The 19,658-nt window shown below is 43.0% G+C and carries 17 protein-coding genes; 6 read left to right on the forward strand and 11 right to left on the reverse strand.

All coding sequences use genetic code 11. The annotated features are described in order from the left end of the window. Positions 1-51 precede the first annotated feature (51 nt). Positions 52-2,535, forward strand: coding sequence for a calcium-binding protein (locus L2W36_RS08555; protein ID WP_236109812.1), 2,484 nt, complete (start codon positions 52-54; stop codon positions 2,533-2,535). A 69-nt stretch (positions 2,536-2,604) separates the two neighbouring features. Here the strand turns inward: L2W36_RS08555 and L2W36_RS08560 are convergent, their stop codons facing one another. From L2W36_RS08560 to L2W36_RS08570, 3 genes are all read right to left on the reverse strand, one after another. After that, positions 2,605-3,240, reverse strand: a complete 636-nt coding sequence (locus L2W36_RS08560) for a SanA/YdcF family protein (RefSeq protein WP_236109882.1) — start codon at positions 3,238-3,240, stop codon at positions 2,605-2,607. A gap of 71 nt (positions 3,241-3,311) precedes the next feature. Beyond that, complete coding sequence (locus L2W36_RS08565; RefSeq protein ID WP_006070787.1) at positions 3,312-3,635, reverse strand: DUF3392 domain-containing protein; 324 nt, start codon at positions 3,633-3,635, stop codon at positions 3,312-3,314. A gap of 99 nt (positions 3,636-3,734) precedes the next feature. Next, on the reverse strand, positions 3,735-5,423 hold the full coding sequence (locus L2W36_RS08570) for an NAD-dependent malic enzyme (protein ID WP_236109813.1): 1,689 nt from the start codon (positions 5,421-5,423) through the stop codon (positions 3,735-3,737). A 192-nt stretch (positions 5,424-5,615) separates the two neighbouring features. On the opposite strand from L2W36_RS08570, the gene L2W36_RS08575 reads away from it, so the two are divergent. Both L2W36_RS08575 and L2W36_RS08580 read left to right on the forward strand, forming a co-directional pair. Continuing rightward, the gene (locus tag L2W36_RS08575; protein WP_236109814.1) at positions 5,616-7,970 is read left to right on the forward strand and encodes a DEAD/DEAH box helicase; all 2,355 of its coding nucleotides are present in this window, start codon (positions 5,616-5,618) and stop codon (positions 7,968-7,970) included. Positions 7,971-8,211: 241 nt separating this feature from the next. Further along, a complete protein-coding gene (locus L2W36_RS08580; protein ID WP_006070783.1) occupies positions 8,212-8,598 on the forward strand; it encodes a hypothetical protein in 387 nt (128 codons plus the stop codon). Between the two features lie 71 nt (positions 8,599-8,669). Here L2W36_RS08580 and L2W36_RS08585 read toward each other — a convergent pair whose 3' ends face one another. From L2W36_RS08585 to L2W36_RS08610, 6 genes are all read right to left on the reverse strand, one after another. Continuing rightward, the gene (locus L2W36_RS08585) at positions 8,670-9,776 is read right to left on the reverse strand and encodes a phosphoribosylaminoimidazolesuccinocarboxamide synthase (protein ID WP_006070782.1); all 1,107 of its coding nucleotides are present in this window, start codon (positions 9,774-9,776) and stop codon (positions 8,670-8,672) included. Between the two features lie 245 nt (positions 9,777-10,021). After that, on the reverse strand, positions 10,022-10,432 hold the full coding sequence (locus L2W36_RS08590) for a hypothetical protein (RefSeq protein ID WP_088877478.1): 411 nt from the start codon (positions 10,430-10,432) through the stop codon (positions 10,022-10,024). A gap of 286 nt (positions 10,433-10,718) precedes the next feature. Further along, on the reverse strand, positions 10,719-10,907 hold the full coding sequence (locus tag L2W36_RS08595) for a hypothetical protein (protein ID WP_006070780.1): 189 nt from the start codon (positions 10,905-10,907) through the stop codon (positions 10,719-10,721). A gap of 139 nt (positions 10,908-11,046) precedes the next feature. Further along, positions 11,047-12,081 carry a J domain-containing protein gene (locus L2W36_RS08600; protein ID WP_124939809.1) on the reverse strand — a complete coding sequence of 345 codons (1,035 nt, stop codon included), beginning with the start codon at positions 12,079-12,081 and terminating at the stop codon, positions 11,047-11,049. Positions 12,082-12,111: 30 nt separating this feature from the next. After that, positions 12,112-12,795, reverse strand: coding sequence for a DUF2786 domain-containing protein (locus L2W36_RS08605; protein ID WP_006070778.1), 684 nt, complete (start codon positions 12,793-12,795; stop codon positions 12,112-12,114). Positions 12,796-12,934: 139 nt separating this feature from the next. Continuing rightward, positions 12,935-13,609, reverse strand: coding sequence for a DUF3334 family protein (locus tag L2W36_RS08610; protein ID WP_006070777.1), 675 nt, complete (start codon positions 13,607-13,609; stop codon positions 12,935-12,937). 285 nt (positions 13,610-13,894) lie between these two features. Between L2W36_RS08610 and ydiJ the strand changes: the two genes are divergently transcribed. From ydiJ to L2W36_RS08625, 3 genes are read left to right on the forward strand one after another with little or no spacing between them, the layout of a single operon-like run. Beyond that, the gene (ydiJ, locus tag L2W36_RS08615; RefSeq protein WP_236109815.1) at positions 13,895-16,933 is read left to right on the forward strand and encodes a D-2-hydroxyglutarate dehydrogenase YdiJ; all 3,039 of its coding nucleotides are present in this window, start codon (positions 13,895-13,897) and stop codon (positions 16,931-16,933) included. A gap of 54 nt (positions 16,934-16,987) precedes the next feature. After that, the gene (locus L2W36_RS08620) at positions 16,988-17,452 is read left to right on the forward strand and encodes a methyltransferase family protein (protein ID WP_006070775.1); all 465 of its coding nucleotides are present in this window, start codon (positions 16,988-16,990) and stop codon (positions 17,450-17,452) included. A gap of 46 nt (positions 17,453-17,498) precedes the next feature. Then, positions 17,499-18,029, forward strand: a complete 531-nt coding sequence (locus L2W36_RS08625; protein ID WP_236109816.1) for a hypothetical protein — start codon at positions 17,499-17,501, stop codon at positions 18,027-18,029. 74 nt (positions 18,030-18,103) lie between these two features. Here L2W36_RS08625 and L2W36_RS08630 read toward each other — a convergent pair whose 3' ends face one another. Together L2W36_RS08630 and L2W36_RS08635 are read right to left on the reverse strand one after the other, a co-directional pair. Beyond that, positions 18,104-18,829, reverse strand: coding sequence for a DUF3581 domain-containing protein (locus L2W36_RS08630; RefSeq protein WP_236109817.1), 726 nt, complete (start codon positions 18,827-18,829; stop codon positions 18,104-18,106). A 52-nt stretch (positions 18,830-18,881) separates the two neighbouring features. Next, positions 18,882-19,658: a protein kinase domain-containing protein gene (locus L2W36_RS08635; RefSeq protein ID WP_236109818.1), complete on the reverse strand. Its 777-nt coding sequence runs from the start codon at positions 19,656-19,658 to the stop codon at positions 18,882-18,884.

Here is a 19,658-nt window from a genome sequence, read left to right on the forward strand (position 1 = left end):
GTGCACTTGATGTATCAACAACAGATTGGCAAAGGAAATAGGGAATTAATTATGGCTACTGAAAAAGTTTTTTTAGATGGAAGTGAGACTTTTATTCGACTTGATGCCGATGATAATCATGTGTTCGGAAGTAATAAAGCGAGTGAACATATCATAGGAAAAGCTGGTGACGACCAAATTATTGGTGGTAAAGGAGAAGATATTCTCGAAGGGAATCGTGGCGATGATACTCTGAAAGGTGGAGATGATAGCGACCTGTTATTCGGCGGCGTTGGCAATGATAGGCTCATCGGTGGGGAAGGTTCGGACACGTTTGCAATGCGTATCACACATGGCGGTGAAAATACCATTACGGACTTTAAAGTCGGAACCGATAACTTACAGTTTATTCTTAACCGAAAACACTTTATTTCAGAAAACGAGTTAACACGTAATGAGAAACATGAATCTAGAGTTGACGAAAAACTTAGTACTAAAGTCGAGAAGTTAGACAACAAGTTTTTTGGTGAGGACTTGACCTTTAACGAAGACGCTACCGGATTAGAAAAAGCTGATGTGTTTGTTGATAAAGCCATTGCGGAAAAACTTTCGATTTCGGTAGAGAACAGTAATCTTGTGCTCACTTTTTTCGAAGATGTTGGCAAAGGTAACAAGGGTACGACTATTACGTTGAATGGCTTAGCCGAAGATCCGTATATTGCACGAATCCTCGATGATGCTGAAGACCCAGTTGATGCGCAGACAACAGAAAATATCGTAGGTATCCTAACTGGTGAAATTCCGGTATTTGAGGGTTCAGTATTAGACTATCACTATCAAAATCGCCTTACAGTAACAGATACTGTTGATGACCGAGATGGAATAGTCCAACTCGATAAAACCGTTGAGAAGGCAAGTTTTGCCGACGGCACGTATACATTAGTGACAGGTCATAACGCATACGATAATTTGAAAGCTGAAGATGGAGTTGATTCTCTTCTAATCGGTACACATGGTCATGATGATCTTACTGGTGGTACAGGCAATGACGTGTTGATTGGCGATAATGGTGTTGGTTTTACCTACAACGGTGGAAACGACAACCTCAATGGTGGAGCAGGTGATGATATTCTCCATGGAGGTGCCGGTAATGACCGCCTAGATGGTGGGGAAGGTGTCGATAAGGCCATATTTAGTGGTTCGGTATTGGACTACAACTATTTACACCAATCTGGCGGTAATACCGAGGTTAGAGATTTAGTTGGTGGACGGGACGGTAATGATTTCGTCAAGAATACAGAAACTTTTGCTTTTGCTGACGGTGAGTTTGCATTCTTACGCGGTCATAATGCGGGTGATAATCTAACCGCTGGTAATGTGGATACACTATTAGTTGGATTTACCGGTGATGATACCTTAAATGGTGGTGGCGGTGATGATGTCCTACTAGGAGACAATGGAGTTGGCTTTACTTATCAAGGTGGTAACGATGTTTTAAATGGCGGGGAAGGTGATGATCTTCTTCATGGTGGCGCCGGAAATGACTCTCTGAATGGTGGTACGGGTGTGGATACTGCTGTATTTAGTGGCTCGTACAAGGAGTACCATTTCCAAAATCGTCTGACCGTAACTGATACGGTTGCTGGGCGCGATGGTAAAGATCAGCTTCAAGATGTTGAAAAAGTAACCTTTACGGAAGGAACGTACACATTAGTTACTGGACATAATGCCTACGACAATTTGAAGGGTGAAGATGACGTTGATTCCATGCTAATTGGCACACATGGTCATGATGATTTAACTGGTGGATCTGGTAATGATGTTTTATTCGGCGACAATGGTGTTGGATTCACCTATCAAGGTGGTGATGATACGTTAGATGGCGGTGCGGGAAGTGACTATATTCATGCTGGGTCTGGTGATGATACGATCTACGCAGATAAGAAAGCTCCCGCGCACTTGGCGGTCAATGCCGAGGATGACGTGATTATTGGTGCTGACGGTATCGATACTCTTATCTACAACGAAACATACAAAAACGCGGATTCTATCCGTGTGGATGTCAGTGGTGATGAAGATATTTTCAATGTAGATACAATGCTCTCTGGAAATGTAACATCCACAGACATTGTGTCTGGTATTGAAGTACTCCACGCTACTCGTGGAGATGACGTTATTGATTTATCTGGCTATGTAACTGGAACAGGAGTAGGCGTCACGATTCATGCAGGAAAAGGTGATGATACTGTAACAGGTACTAAAGCAAATGATGAAATATATACGAGTCAAGGGAATGATACGATTTATGCTTCACTTGGTAACGATATTATCAAAGATTCAAACAACAATAATTCAGGTAACGATCATGATGTCATTATTTACGAGGGTTTTGAAATCGTTGATGTAGCGGTACAGAATGTTGCATATCAAACTTGGAATGTTCTATTTCAAGATATAGAAGGCAATGTATTTACGGATGTAATTTCTCATATAGAAGAGATTAAAGATGTGAATGGCTCACGCTACCTAGAGGACGGATTTGATCTACTAGCATAGTCTACCAACTATGCATTAAGCTGTACGCTAATGGATTGTGAATCAGTCCATTAGCGTTTATTTGAACTGCTATTGTATAGAAGATTTTTCGTCAAAAATCGGCTCCTTCGGCCCCAAAAACTTCGGTTGAGTATTCATAATATACAAATCCAAAAACGCCTTAGTTCTGGCAAATACTTCCCTTAATCTTACTGAAAACCCTGACTTGGATGTCGGTCCAGACACCGCTAAACATGTCGCATTAATATCGTATGATTGTGCGATAAACAGAGCTCGTTCACAGTGAAACTTCTGCGTGATGATTAAGAAGTCATCGGTATCAAAGATCTTTTTGGCACGAACAATCGAATCTAGCGTTCTAAATCCGGCGTAGTCCAAGTGGATAGCTGGCTCAGGAACTTCTGCTCTCAACAAGTCTCGTTTCATTGTCCATGGTTCATTGTATGAACGGTGAGCGTTATCGCCACTGAGTAGGAAATGAGACACTTTACCTTCGTTGTAAAGGTCAATCGCCGCCTCAATGCGATGGGAGTAGTACTCGTTGAGAGTTCGACCTAGATACTTACTCGTGCCAAGAACGACTGCGACCTGAACATTATCAATATCGTCGATAGAGGTGAGAATCCGGTCTTCGGCTTGCCAACTCACCCAACGGTCAATGGACGCGATGAAGACGACGAACAAAACAAGTGTATAACAAGCGATACGAAGTGCTCTCTTTAAGAAAGAAAGCACGGTGCTGGATAACAACGTTTCCTTGTTAAATCTAAAGGTCACTAAATCTGACGATTCCTTTGAGCCCAAATACCTATACTCACAAAGCTTAGAACCACGATGGCGAACATCAAGCCTGGTTCTGTATTAACTAATACGTTCTTTAACAATGGGGTGGCTTTAATAATGATCAACCCATAGCCAAATGCATTGAGTAGTATAAAGCAGACCGTCCGAATTACGAAATTTGTATCTCGTAATGCGTTCCTTAAGAGGCGGTTGATATCCGCACCTAGTACGACAAGAGAACATGCGATTAGTGCCGTAGAAACTTCAAAAAGATAAGGAGCAATAAAGCGTCCTCCCGGAGCGAAAATATCGAGCATGTCAATGTCCTTGCTGCAGTATAACGATAGAAATGAGCTGACTATTAAACAAAAAAAAGGCTCTTGTAAACAAGAGCCTAAATGTGATGTCGATTCAGATTAGAATGCTGAACGTTTGTATTTACGGTAAACCGGCTGCCAGAAGTTGTCGTCAATAGCTTCACGCAGAGTTTCATCTGAGCGTTCTTTCGCCACTCCTTGTTCAATGGCTTTTTTCGCCACGGCGTAAGCAATTTTCTTAGACACTAAATGAATCTCTTCAAGTGGCGGTAACAGTTGACCTGCTCCTTTCTGTGCAAGAGGAGAACACTCTGCGAGCGCACGACTTGATTCCATCAACATTTCGTCTGTAACGCGTGATGCTTGCGCTGCAAGTACGCCTAGACCAATACCAGGGAAGATGTAGCTGTTGTTACATTGCGCGATAGGGTAGGTTTTACCTTCGACAACTACAGGGTCGAATGGGCTGCCTGTTGCAACCAGTGCCTGGCCATTTGTCCAACGTAAGATGTCATTTGGTGTTGCTTCAACACGGCTAGTTGGGTTCGATAGCGGGAATACGATTGGACGGTCGCAATGTTGATGCATCTCTTGGATGATCTCCTTGCTGAATAGACCAGGCGCACCTGACACACCAATAAGAACCGTAGGTTTACCATTACGAATAACATCATGTAATGAGAAGCCTGAGTTCTCCGATGTCCATTCTTTGGTTTGTTCGTGTTTTTGTACCAGACGTTGTTGGAAGTCGAGTAGGTTAGGCATGCCTTCTTGTAGAAGTCCCCAACGGTCAACCATGAATACTTGAGAGCGCGCTTGCGCATCACTGATGCCTTCAGACACCATCTGCGCGATGATCGCTTCAGCAATACCACAACCTGCAGAACCTGCACCTAAGAAGGTAACTCGCTGTTCAGAAAGCTTGCTACCTGCTGCTTTACATGCTGCAAGTAGAGAGCCTACGGTCACCGCTGCGGTGCCTTGAATATCATCGTTGAAACAGCAAATACGATCCTTATAACGTTCAAGTAATGGCATTGCATTTTTCTGTGCAAAGTCTTCAAACTGAACAAGTGCATCTGGCCAGCGACGTTGAACCGCTTGAATAAAGTCTTCTACAAACGCTCGGTATTCATCACCAGTAATTCGCGGATGGCGCCAGCCCATGTACATTGGATCAGCAAGTCGTTGTGGATTATTCGTACCAACATCAAGAACAATAGGCAGTGTATAAGCTGGGCTGATACCACCACACGCTGTGTACAATGCCAGTTTACCGATAGGAATGCCCATACCACCAATCCCTTGGTCGCCCAGTCCTAGAATACGCTCGCCATCGGTTACAACGATTACTTTTACGTTGTGGTTACGTGCATTGTTTAGCAAATCGTCAATACGATCACGATTTGGGTAAGAAATGAAAAGACCACGACCACGGCGATAGATGTTGGAGAAGTTCTCACACGCTGCGCCTACAGTCGGCGTGTAGATAATCGGCATCATTTCAGAGATATGATTTTGTACTAAGCGATAAAACAAAGTTTCGTTAGTATCTTGGATGTTGCGCAGATAAATGTGTTTATCCATATCGCTTTCAAAGCTGGTGTATTGCTTGTAAGCGCGATCTACTTGTTCTTGAATTGTTTCTGTTGTTTCAGGTAGAAGCCCTTCAAGGTTAAAGGACATTCTTTCTTCAGCAGAAAATGCACTGCCTTTGTTCAAAAGTGGGGTACTGAGAAGTGCAGGGCCCGCGTACGGGATATAGAGCGGTCTTTTGTTGTTGTTCATTCGGTTACCTGTCTAGGAACAGTCATTTGGGATTGGGAACAATTTGCGGGTTAATTTAACACAATTAGACATTCTAAGCGATGACGAAATGTTAACTATTTGTATTCGGTTTGCGGTAAAAAGCGAAGTGAGTCGAATGTTAATCCTGCTATGGGTATACTCCTTCACAATGACCTTGAATAGCAAAGCAAAATGACACTCTTACCTATTGATTCTATTGAACAAGAATTTAAACAAGCCCTGAAACAATCACACCTTATCGTTGAAGCTGAAACGGGTTCAGGAAAATCGACGAGATTGCCTCTTTGGTCGATGGAGCAAGGACGGGTACTGGTGGTAGAGCCGAGACGAATTGCCTGTACGTCGCTGGCACACTTCGTGGCGCATGGACTTGGTGAAAAGGTTGGAGAAAGCGTTGGTTATGCAATCAAGCTTGAAAACTGTTATACCGAGGCGTCAAACGTGGTGTTTGTCACGCCAGGTGTCGCCTTGAGGTGGTATGCCGAAGACTGCCTGAAGAATTTTGATGTGGTTATTGTGGATGAATTTCATGAACGACGTTGGGACACCGACTTACTGGTTTCGATGTTAAAGCGCAATCAAACTCATAAAACAGTAATTACTTCGGCTACCATTGAAGGTCAAAAGCTAGCTGACTACTTTGATGCCGAGCGCTTGGTCGCACAAGGAAGAGTGTTTGATGTGGCAGTTCAGCACCATCGAAACGACAGTCGACAACTGCCTGATGCAAGGCATCTAGAAACACGTGTTAAAAGTGCGATTGAGCCATTGTTAGACGAGCTTGCAGCAGATATCTTGGTGTTTGTTCCCGGGCGAAAGGAAATTCAGCAGGTAGTATCCTCGCTAAAACCCCTTGCGGAGCAGTATGACCTTATTCTAGCGCCGCTGCATGCTTCTGTGACTGAGCAACAGCGTTCTGTTGCAATGTCAGTTCAAGATAAGCGCAAGGTCGTGATTGCAACAAATGTTGCGGAAACCTCTTTGACGATTCCTAATATCGCGGTTGTTGTGGATTCAGGACTAGAAAGAAGAAATGTACAGCGTAACGGACAAACCACGTTAATGCTGGCTCATATTTCTAAGGCGAGTGCTGCTCAGCGTTCTGGCCGAGCAGGACGAATAATGGCAGGAACATGTATCCGTCTTTATGGTGAGCATGCTGCTCTTGATCTGGTCACCCCACCAGAACTTCAACGTGAATCTATTGTCGAGCCTATGTTGGCTGCTGCGACATGTGGGTTAGCGCTTAACGATCTCGAATTCATTGATGCGATACCTGATAAATCACTTCAAGCCGCCAAAGAGCAGTTATTACAACTTGGTGCGATAGATGATATTGGCATTACTGAGCATGGAAAAAAGCTATACCCATTACCGATTGATACTATTTACGCTGATTTGGTCACTAAGATGCCTTCACGAGCGCTGAAGGAGGCTATGATTGACCTAACGGCTGCACTATGTGCGACAGGTAAACTGTTTCAAATCACCAGTAATGAAGAGCTATTGATCAAGCTGGACCTAGAAGAGCCGTTAGGTTGTGACGCAAGTATTCTTATTGGCCTAGTAAGAGGCAAGCAGTACACAGGCTTGACGGTCGACCAAGATTGTTTGCGTGAAGCACAAGGGTTATCGGAGCAGATGCGTAGTGTATTTGAATTGCCGAGTCTGGAAGTGGCTTCTAGATATCAACGTGATGAATTGATAAAGCAAATTATCCAAGCGAACAACGCCTTGCTGTATGTGAGAAGAGAGCGGCGACGTGACGCTTTTGGTAATGGTTTTGTCGAAGTGCTGTTAGGGAGACAGAATCGAATTAAACCGAAAACAGAAGCAGGGCTGGTATTAGCCACTCATAGCTTACCTGGCCGAGGCGTTAAACAGACGATGACACTGGCCACATTACTTTTACCTGTGGACATCACTCAGCTCAAAGAACTTAATGTTGGGGAATGGGTGAGCGGAGAAACTATCGAGACCGACGAGGGTCTTCAGCATTGTGAACATTTGATGTATGCAGGTCGCAAACTGGCGGAGCGCAGGATTGCGCCTAAAGGCAATGTCGCTTTGAAAGCCATCGCCAAATCGATCATTGAAGGAGCTATCTTTCCCACGTTGGCAGAACAGCTTACCGAACGTATGCTGCATTGGAGGCTGTATGTTGAACTGGGTCTATCTGACCAAACCGGTCCAGTAGAAGAAGTATCATTGGAGTCTTGGATAGCTGAACAACTGTCAATGCTCGGTGTAAGTTCATTTGAAGATCTTGAGCTTATTGATGAGCGAGATTTTGTGTTTAACGGCGTTCCAGATTGGGAGTATTCAGATTTTGCAGCTAAGTACCCATTGGTCATTCAGTTAAGTGGTCTGCGTTTAACTGTCGAGTATTTTGGCAAAGGCAAGCTTATACACGTCCACTTCCATTCAGGCTCTCGAAAAGACGATCCTAAACGCAAAGAACTGCCTGCTTGGTCTGGATGGAAAGTAAAGTACAAGAAGGCGAGTCGCGTGTTAGATCTTCGTTGAGTTTGTGATGTTTTACTCAACAAAAGATGGATGAATGCTGCTATTGATAGATGTGCCATACATAGTTAACCAAGTGGCATTGTGGTGATGTACTTTTGTTCACATTATGTTGCTATTTGGATTTTTATATCACCTTTTGATGTCTAAGTAGGGTATAAAAGATGATTTTTATATATCCTATTGCTATATAAGAAAGTTTGAATAATAGTAGTTGCATAGCATTCTGTAATTGGGAGTGGTTATGTGTGACAAGAAAACATCGCCGGTAGAATTTGATTACACCAGTTTCCTCGGTGCATCTTGTAGTAAAAAATGGACGTTCCTTGAAGCGCTGACTTCTGTAGCGCCAGTGTTTGGTGAAGCGTGGAAAGAGAGCACAAAAAATCAGAATATTGATCCAGATAGCCGTCTTTGGGAGAAAGCGCTGAGTGCATTATCGAGTCGACGAAGTGATGAGTCGAATTTGGTCGCGCTGATGAAAATCGCTCGCAAAGAAAATATCGCTTGTCTTAAGGTTGTTATGCCTTACTCACTAGAATCTGAACAGATTCAGCTTATTCAAGATAAAGGTAACGTGAAAATTGTCGTGATACCTAACGAAGATATATTAATCGCTGAATTTCACTAGATCACGTTGTGCCATGTAACCAAAAAGGGAGCTTTAAGCTCCCTTTTTTGATGTGCGCAGCGACTAGGAACCTAGTCTGCGATGAGGTCGTAGTTGGTACGAAGTATGTCTATAATTTCTTGCTTTGGATTGCTGCTTAATTCAATCTTGCGACCAGTAATTTTCTCTGCGATACCAACATATGTTTTGGAAACATCCATAAGCGCAGATAGGGGAAGTTCGTTGTCGGCTGCAAGTGCTTCACGCTCTGGCATACGCTCTTTGTTTAAAAGGATATCAGGATCAGGGAAGTGGTTTAGCAGGAACTGGCGGAAGCCTTCTTTTGAGTTCTCAACAATATCGCCTTCTTGATACGCTTTAGTATCCCAAATGCGGGAAGAATCCGGTGTTCCAACCTCGTCCATATAGATGAGCTTTTCTTCGCCTTTTGAATCGGTAACGTAGCCGAATTCAAATTTGGTATCAACAAACGTTTGATCGATAGCTTCCAAAGCGTCACTGATGACGGAGAAGCCTTCTTTAAGAAGTTTTTCATAGCCATCAATGTCGGCTGCGTTCGTAAAATTAAACGCTGCAAAGTTGTCGCTAATGTTGTCGCGTGTGATGTTTACATCATCTGCTTCAGGGACTCCAGGGATACCACGTAAGATACCTTTTGTTGAAGGAGTAATTAGAACGTCATCCAGTTTAGAGTCTTTCTTTAAGCCTTCAGGTAAAGTGATACCGCAGAATTCGCGCTCACCCTTCTCATAAGCACGCCACATAGAACCGGTAATGTATTGGCGACAGATAGCTTCGATCATTACAGGTTTTGCTTTTTGAACGATCCAGACAAATGGATGAGGAATATCTAGAATGTGGCTATCCGCTAAACCATTATCCTTAAACAATTGGAACCAGTGATTAGAAATCGCGTTGAGTGCGGCGCCTTTGCCAGGAACGCCCCTTAAGTTACCTTCACCTCGCCAGATACAATCAAAGGCAGAAATGCGATCACTGATAACCATAATGGCTAACGGTGCATCTTCTGCAACATCGTAGCCTTTGTCTTTGATTAGGCGGCGGCTATCCTCTTCGGTCAACCAATAAACCGAACGAACCTTGCCGCTATGAACAGGCTTATCAGTGCGGATTGGTAGATCATCGTTTACAGCTAGAACTTGATCAGCGAGACTCATGGAGACATTCCTATCTAATGTTGTGTCGTAAAAAGTGCGACGATTATGGGGAGTGGTAATACTCTTTGCTGCACGCATCATACCAGAACTATTCTATGCTGCCAGAAAAATAGCAAACGTTTGCGCAATTTTTATATAAGTTGCCTAAAGAGAGGATAAAAAATACGGTAAGTACTATTGAACAAGTACTTACCGTCATAAAAAAGGGATTACATGATTAACTTAACGAGTGGTCGGAATTTGGATTAATGTAAATAACTGTCTTTACCAAGAAAGATGACTTCGCATTGATAGTCAGCGGCCAATTCTTGAAGTTGATTTTGTTCTGTTAGAGAGAACTCACCATTTGCGATAACAGCACACGCGTTACCTGAGCGAATGGCTTTTTTGACAACCTGATACTGCGATAAATGCAATGAAGCCTTCATCTGAACCATATGGTTACCTAGTTTATGAAAATGCATGATTTGTCCCACTGAAGGTCGAGGACATTCTGCTGTCAACAAAATCCACTGTGGCTTAGAAGCCAATTGCGAAACCTTTTCAAGTACATCATCCTGAATTCGACGAAGCTGTTGTGACGTTCCTTGATCATCAAAAACTCGGTATTGGTTTGGGACATTGTATTGTGAGTGAATTGTATTGTTGAGCAACATAACCCTGTTCCTTTATACATGCTGTATGTGTATACAGTAGTTTTTGAGCATGAAAAGATCAAGCACTTTTTGCATAAAAAAACGACAAAAAAACCTAAGTTGTTGATATTTAATTATTAAAATTTAGAATGGAATGGGCGGCAATCTCATACTTTTTTGTTTTATACAGGTATGAGCTAACAACTACTGTATAAGAACACTGTATAGAGCAATGGTTTTTTACTGGGTGACAATAGATAAGGATATTGAGAAACAAAAACGCCTCTCTAAGAGAGGCGCGGTTCCTTTAGGATTGAGCTGACGATCGGTTTCTAAATTCGATTTCTGCTTGATTGAACTGCTTAACGTCCATAATGGCGAAACTCAGACACTTTTCACATGAGTGGTGACATAGACCGTCTATATACTCATGCTTGGTCACAAAACTTGGCGTTTGGCACCAATCACAGAAACCTTCGATAGTGAATGTATGCATTTTTACTCCCCACCCTTATTTGTACGGGTGTTATTATCGGGACGTATTATGACATAAAATTGCATGCAATGTTAAATAAATGTTTCTTAATTTGTTTCAAATGTTTTTCAAGATCGCGATTTTCTGAGAAATTGGTATATCAATGGATCTTTTGTGTGGCTTTTAGATGCTCCACGATGGCTTTGAAAGCAAGGTTTAATTGCCTCATTTCATCATCACTACCTTGAGCATCAGGGTGATAAATACGACACAACTGCTTATAGCGTGCTTTTACTTGCTTTGGTGTTAAGTTGTTAATTTGTCCTTGAGTGAAGCCAAAACGAAGGTAAGCATCATTAAGTGCAGAAGTGGTTGAACTAGATGCTGTGGATGATGCTCTTTTCTGAAGATTTGCGGCGTTCTTAAGTTGTAATTTGAGCTTAGTGATCAGGTCTTGTTGTTGAGAGAGCCTTGTTTTCATCTCTTGAATTGATGAGCGGCGGTGTTGGCTTGCTGTATTGAATTTCTTGAAAAACATCAATGCAGCGAAGCAAGCGCTCAATAGAATTGAGATATAGATTAGGTGTAATGACCAGTTTATGCTTGGGGTAGTTGGTACTGAGTTAGATGTTGTTAGGCTCGTCTGTGTACTTGTGACAGATTGCTCTTGCTGCTTAAGCGCTGCAATTTGCTTTAACTGATGAGCATCGAATTGTTTTTTCAAAGCGAGCGCGTATTCGGCGTCAAACTCGGTTGATTGGGTTCTTGCGAGATCATACCAAAGCACGGCTTGATCTTCGTTGGCAATGTCGATATTAAAATCGCGGTAAAGCCGAGCGATTTTTCCATAAGTAGAAGGGTCGCCTTCAGCGGCGAGCTTCGTATAGAGCAAAACGGCTTTTGCAGGATTGGATTTTATACCGCGTCCATATTCTAGTGCTTGTGCGTAATTATAGGTTGCCGCGCGATGTCCGTTTTCGCTCGCTTGTTGATACCAGTGAGCTGCTAAACTGAGATCTCTGCGAACACCTTCACCAGTCTCATATGCCAGTCCTAGACGGTACTGAGCTTCAGCATTGTTAAGTTGTGCCTGTTGTTCAAGCTGCGCAATGGAGGCGAGAGAGGAGAATGAAAGTAACAGAGCGATAAAAACAAACAGTAACTTGGAGCATGTCTTTGCCAAGTTGATCCTCATATTTATCGCTCTCCTTGTTGTGTGGTCTTTCTATTTCAGCATCTTTGGTGCTTGAGCGCCGTCTATCGGACGATTAACCGATACTTTTCGACCTTTTTTCAGCCCAACTTCGTAGTCAGCGGTGATATTTTTCATCGCTTCTCTTAGCTGCTGTTTGAATGTCTCTCTATCGATGTTTTTGAACTCTTTATCGATATAGTTATTAATTTTATTTGCCGATTCATCATCAGGGGCAATAACAGGCAGTTTTTCTAGCGCGCCTTCTATCCACCCGGAGACAAATGAATTAACACGTTTTGTCACTTCTGTATTTGAAGTACCAGAACCTGCGAAGCTATTTCTAAACTGACCCGTTTGCTCATTCATCTCACGATAAATGATATCAAAAGCAAAAGCTGCAAAGATGGCACGGTCAGCTTCGCCGATAAACTCAACTCGCTTTAGACCTTTATGGTTGAGTAAAACAGCTTCGACGCCAAATTTGGTATTGATGCCCCGGATCACCCGCAGCAGTGTAGAACTTATCGTTGTAGGCAGTAAGTGCGTCGATTGTGTTTTACCCATCTTAATAAACTCAATATCGTCCTTGTCTAGGCCGTATTTGAGCATGAGGCGGTGTGCCATTTTTATGGCATTGGCTGCTTCATTGACGTTCGCTGAGTTACCTAATTCTAAGCACTTAGCAATCTTTTTGAGGGCTTTCTGTTTATCCATCGACAATCTGAGTTCTCTGTACCGCGAAAGAAAAAGGGCACTATTTTAACGATTTTCAGCTAAAAGGGGAAGGGCAGAAGATGTAGGGTGGGACTCAGAGCGGTAACCCGAGTCCCAAGAGAATCTGTAGAGCCGCCGCTTAAATACCTAGTTCATCGAGCAAATCTTGATTGTCGTTTTCTGGTTTGGTGTCTGTACGCTGTTTTTTGGCTGCGATGGCTTGCTCAATAATGGTATCTGGGCACTCATCTGGTTGAATCTCAAACTCTTCCATTTGAATAAACTCGGTTTTGTCCATAGCAAACTCAAGATAAAAAATATTGTTATTAGCTGTAGAGAAGGTAACTCGACGGGCTTGAGGTCGTTCTAAGTTTGTGTCGACTGACAGAACCACTTGCTTGTTGATCGACAACATTTTCGGTTGGTTTTGGGTAATGTTGGTCTGTAGTTCTTTGCGAACTTTATTGGTGAAGTCGCCAACAAGCTGATTCATGAGTTCGCCGAGGACATCGCCAACTTCATCTGCATTGTGGTGAATTGCGAGCTCTTCCTCAGGCATACCCATGTGACGCATATAATTACTGTAAACTTCAAGTGCTGCTTGTGAAGTGAAATTAATAACCACTAAACCCGAGAAACCGCCATCAAAGAGGACGAAGCAGCCAAAGTCAGGTTTTAACGTGGTTTTGGTGATTTTCTGAACCATTGCTGAGTATGTCACACTTGATTGTGTCGCAGAGGTCAAAACAGTTGAAACGGACTGGCAGAGTTTTAACAGAATATCTTCGGTGGTGATTACTTTGGTTTTTTTCATTATTGATTACTTCGTTTAATCATTTCTTCCGTGGTTAAAGGAGTGTGTCACGAAGCAAACCTCTTGAAAAGGCATAAACCATAGTCAATCGCTATGACTTTCCGATTTGATCACATTTTTAATTGTTGTAAAGTGTCCAATACCTATAAAATCTATTCGGTTTCAGCTACGTACAATAATTAAAACGCGTTTATTTAAACGACCATGCGACTAAGTAGGTGAACTTTTTATTTTACATACACTCCTTTGCTGAGCGGATCAGCAGAATTAGGGGCAGGAAGCTAAATGTTACCAAGATTACACTCTCAAACCGACATTAACCCCACCGTACTGGTTTATCTGAAACAGCTTGAGGCTGAAGGGTTTACCGGGGATATCGAAACTCAATATTCGAGTCGCCTTGCCGTTGCAACGGACAACAGCGTTTACCAAAAATTGCCGCAAGCGGTAGTGCATCCAAAAACAACGGCAGATGTACAGCTTATAGGTAAACTTGCTAATCAAGAAAAATTCGCGGCTATTGCGTTTTCTCCGAGAGGCGGCGGTACAGGGACTAACGGACAGTCCTTGACGTCAGGCATTGTTGTCGATTTATCCCGACATATGAACCAGGTCCTTGAGATTAATGAACAAGAAGGGTGGGTAAGAGTTCAAACTGGTATTGTAAAGGATGCGCTAAATGATGCCGTGCGTCCTTATGGTTTCTTCTTTTCCCCAGATCTTTCTACCAGTAATCGCGCGACGCTGGGTGGAATGGTCAATACCGATGCGTCCGGTCAGGGCTCATTAAAGTACGGTAAGACATCGGATCACGTGCTATCTCTGCAAGCGGTGTTTGCTGACGGTTCACTTTTGGAAAGTGACGGTTCATTGAATCAGCTAGAGCAAGACAGTTTCGCTGCCAATGCATTACAGATTGCTGAACAGGTATGTAAGCAAAACCGAGTACTGATTGACGAAAAGTTTCCACCATTAAATCGCTTCTTAACCGGCTATGATCTAAAAAACGCTTATGACCCAAAGACAGAGAGTTTCAATGCTACGCGAATTCTCTGTGGTGCAGAAGGTTCACTGGCCTTTATCACTGAAGCTAAGCTGAATCTTACGCCGATCCCTAAAGCTCGTACTCTCATCAACGTCAAGTACAACAGTTTTGATGCTGCATTGAGAAATGCTCCCTTCATGGTTGAAGCAAATGCATTATCTGTGGAAACAGTTGATTCACGCGTATTGAATCTGGCCAAGCAGGATATTGTTTGGCATACAGTGAGCGACCTTATTAGTGATGTGCCAGGCAAAGAAATGCAGGGTATCAATATGGTTGAGTACGCGGGGCAAGATGAAGAAGAAGTGACTCAAGCGGTAGCGGCTTTAACTAAGAGTCTAGATGAGAAACTGAAGACAGAGCAGGACGGTATCATTGGTTACCAAGTGACCAGTGACGTTGCTAGTCTTGGACGCATTTACAATATGCGAAAGAAAGCTGTTGGCCTCTTGGGTGCCGTGAAAGGCAGCGCGAAACCTATTGCGTTTGCAGAGGATACTTGTGTGCCCCCGGAGAACTTGGCTGACTTTATTGCCGAGTTTCGCGATTTACTCGATGGACACGGGTTGAACTATGGCATGTTTGGTCACGTGGATGCAGGTGTGCTTCATGTAAGACCTGCACTTGATATGTGCGACCCCGAACAAGAGTCGTTAATGCATCAAATCTCAGATGAAGTCGTCAAGCTTGTCGCCAAGTACGGCGGCCTTATGTGGGGGGAGCACGGTAAAGGTTTCCGTTCTGAATATGGCCCTGATTTCTTCGGTGAGCAACTGTTTAATGAACTCAGACGCATTAAAGCCGCGTGTGACCCGTTGAACAAAATGAATCCCGGTAAGATATGTACTCCGTTAGAGAGTACGGATGAGCTCGTTAAAGTCTCGGATACCAAGCGAGGAACATACGACAGACAGATCCCGATTGAAGTTCGTGATAGTTTTGCCCAAGCAATGGAATGTAACGGTAATGGTCTGTGCTTTAACTATGACACCGCTTCACCTATGTGCCCTTCGATGAAAGTAACCGCAGACCGACGTCATTCACCAAAGGGTAGGGCTGGCTTAGTGCGCGAGTGGTTAAGACAGCTATCGGAACAGGGCTTCGATGTTCTTGAGTTAGAGACCAATATTAATCGCTCAAATAGTGCGAAAGGGTTAATTGAGAAGTGGCGGAACACGTTTAATAAACGTCATGAATATGATTTTTCCCACGAAGTATATGACGCCATGAATGGCTGCCTCGCTTGCAAAGCGTGTGCTAGCCAATGTCCAATAAAGGTTGATGTACCAAGCTTCAGAGCTCGATTCCTAAACCTTTATTACTCGAGATATCAAAGACCTGCTAAAGATTATCTAGTGGCAAATATCGAGACACTATTGCCATATATGGCCAAATTCCCCAAGGTGGTCAATTTTGGATTGAACCAGAGAGTTGTTCAGACGCTCACCGAGAAAACAGTTGGCTACATTGACGCGCCGCTTCTTTCTGTTCCTACTCTCAAACAACGTTTGAAGTCGCAACCTGTTGCTCAGTTTAGCCTGGAGCAGTTACAGGCCATTCCTGCGGGTCAACGCAGTGACTATGTATGCATCGTCCAAGATCCTTTTACTAGTTTCTACGATGCTGAAGTGGTCGAAGATTTTGCCAAACTAATACTCAAAATGGGTAAGAAACCGGTGTTGTTACCTTTTAAGCCCAATGGCAAAGCAGCTCACATTAAAGGGTTTTTAAGTCAGTTTGCAAAAGGGGCAAAATCAACGGCGGATTTCTTAACACAGGTGTCTCAGTTGAATATTCCATTGGTTGGAGTCGATCCCGCCCTAGTGTTGTGCTACCGCGATGAATATGTAGAGATTCTTAAAGAGGAACGTGGGACATTTAATGTGTTAACCGCTCATGAGTGGCTCATGCCTCTGGTACAAGATAAAGACGCTCTTGAGATGGTGGATGAAGCAGATTGGTATTTGTTTGCACATTGTACAGAGAAAACCAAGATGCCTAATGCGGAAAAAGAGTGGGGCGCTATTTTCCATCATTTCGGCGGTCGACTAACAACAGTACCTGTAGGCTGTTGTGGTATGGCAGGAACGTTTGGGCATGAATCAGACAAGTTGCAAATGTCGAAAGATATTTATGGCTTAAGTTGGCAGCCAAATCTAGACAAGTTGCCAAAAGAGCGCTGCCTAGTCACAGGTTATTCGTGTCGAAGTCAGGTAAAAAGGTTTGAAGATGTGAAGGTCAAGCATCCTGTACAGGCTCTGCTACAACTACTGAACTAACTTTATGAAGCGCCCCAGATTGGGGCGCTTCTATTATTGATAAAGGAATAATCAATGAAAGCGCTTGAACTAAAAATCCCCCCAGTACTGCTGTTTATCCTGTTTGCCGTTTCGATGTATGCACTAGCTGCTATTGATAACGGTTGGCTATATATGCATATTCCACTTAAGTCGATTTGGGTTACAGCACTGTTTGTTTTTAGTGGTTACATGGGTATTTCAGGCGTGCTTGAGTTTAAGAAGGCTAAAACAACGGTTGACCCGACTAAGCCGACTAAAGCAAGCAGTGTGGTTGACACTGGTATTTTTTCGAAAACTCGAAACCCGATGTATGTTGCTTTATTTACGTTGTTATTGTCTTGGGGCTTCTGGTTAGAAGATGGGTTGAGCCTGTTCTTGTCGATGTTTTTTATACCGTATATGAACCGTTTTCAGATTAAACCCGAGGAGCGGGCGTTGGAAAAAATATTTGGTGATGATTATCTTTCGTATAAAGCGAAAGTAAGGCGTTGGATATAGAGTTGCAAATGATATTTATTTGCAATTGATTCTAATTTGCATTTAAATGGTTGTCGGTATTGTGGACTGGAACTATTTAGCGATGAATATTGAGGCGTGTTGGAATCGTTTTTTAAAAGCAGAACAATTAGTAGAACAAGGTCATTGGCCAGAGGCTTACCATCTTTTTGATGAAGTTTTGCACCACCTTCCTCAACATATTTATGCTGCTCTTGATGATGCAAGTATAAAGCCTTGCCAGTTTGCCTGCATGTTGACCGGTTTTTATGACGCGGCGGTATCACAGTCTGCTATTTTTAATCAATTAGGTAAGCAACACCAAGCGTTTGGTGTACTAAACAATGCTCATGCTACCTTTCAATTCCTTTCAATTGAACAAACTTCCCTGATACATAGTGTCAGAGAAGTATTGGACAAACAAAGCAATGCACTGCTCGACAAAATCGCTAAGTTTTGTTGCTGCCAAAGAAACGCCACTTGGATGCTAGAACTCGAGCATGTGCAGAAAGCACATTACTATTTCGATAGCTTAAAGCAATACCGAGATATTCAATCGGCTTCTATAACGCTCAACTAGTGAAAAATGCGTGCATAACAAACCAAAAAGCCTCGACATAAGTCGAGGCTTTGAATGTTCATTTTTACTTTTGATTAGGCCGCGTTGTTAAACTGCTCGAGAAAATAGGTCTTTCTTTCGTTGAAACGTGATACTAGGTCATCAACGGCATCGTTGTCATAAGGTTTAAGACCACTTGCAACCATTCGCTTAATGCCTTTGCCCACAACAATCCCATCTTCTTTAAACGCAAAGTTCAACGTAACCACACCGCGCTTACCCTCTACATCAAAAGTCGCGCCAGTAAACTCGACTTCAGGATGGGTGAGGTTCAGGTGTTCAAATTCCACTTCCATGCTCTCGTAAATAACTAGAGGGCGCTGGCAGTTAATCATCATCTGTTGCTCTTGCATGAGCGGAACCATGATGTGAGGGAAATTCATACCAGAGAACTGAACGTAGTTAGTGACTACGTGTTCGATAAACTCTTGGTTGTGGCTTATCTCACCATCGTGAGTCATCTGAAGGTATTCTTTGCCAGTTTGATCGACAACAGTACTTTCTGTTTCGCCCTTTTCTACAACGTTTAGAGCTACGCCATCGCTGACCATTCCTGAGAAATCAAAGCGCATTTTCTGACTGATTCCTTCTTTTTGCAGTAATACTGCAAACAGTAGATCGCCAGGAACACAGAAACGCTTGTTGTCTTCGTCATGGATAGGGTTAAAGTCGCCCGCTACTTTTTTCGCAAAGTGGCTTGCTTGTTGGCGTGTGAACTCGAATTGTTCGTTGTTAGTAGAAACGTAAGGAGCTAGAAACATAATACTCTTAGATTAAACTCAATTGTCACGAATTATATATGAGTAATCGGCTTTAATGGTCCATCCAGTATGTGATATGACACGAATTTTGCTTTTCTTTCTGAAACTCAGCTAGTGTGTGAGTAATAATTCTCTGATAACTGGTCCGGCAGTGTGAAAAAAACGTCAACTTTTTGCTTGTTTGATGCTGAGTGATATCTAAGCCCTCGTAAGGATGTGCACGATGAGTGGCACAGTAACTGATAGCTAAGGCATACCAATCCAATATAGGCTCTATGTTACCGACCGCGTCTATTTGCTGTGGTGGAGAGTATGACGGTGAGTAGTGGCGAAAAGGCAGTGTTTTCAATGAACTGCCAATTTTAATAGCCATTGAAAGATCAATTAGCGTAGCGTGTCCATCAGGTCCAATGACGATATTACTGGGCTTGATATCACCGTGTACGTAACCAGCACGATGTAAAGCTAGGATTTGCTGTTCAATATCATGATGCCAACTTACAGGTGGTGTATTGCTTCGCGCGAGTTGACTCAATGTTTCACCTTCTATCCAAGTATTTAGGAGTAAATGAGTCTCATCTAAAGAGGTCAGAGACTGCCGCGGTGACACATCTAGTGGGGAAATGAGCGCAGTTAGTTCGGCTTCAAGTTGTAGCTGTTTTTTAGCGGTTATGCCTCGACCTAAACGGCCTCTCAAATGACCGAACTTTGTTGAGTGGCACTCAAAAACATGGTCTGAATGCCATTCAATATTTTCAGGTTGAACTTCAAGGACTGATGCTATGAGTGATAGCCCTTGTTGATCATGTCTAAACTCAATTCGAAACAT

Source organism: Vibrio sp. McD22-P3 (genome assembly GCF_021568915.1).
Lineage (GTDB): Bacteria > Pseudomonadota > Gammaproteobacteria > Enterobacterales > Vibrionaceae > Vibrio > Vibrio mediterranei.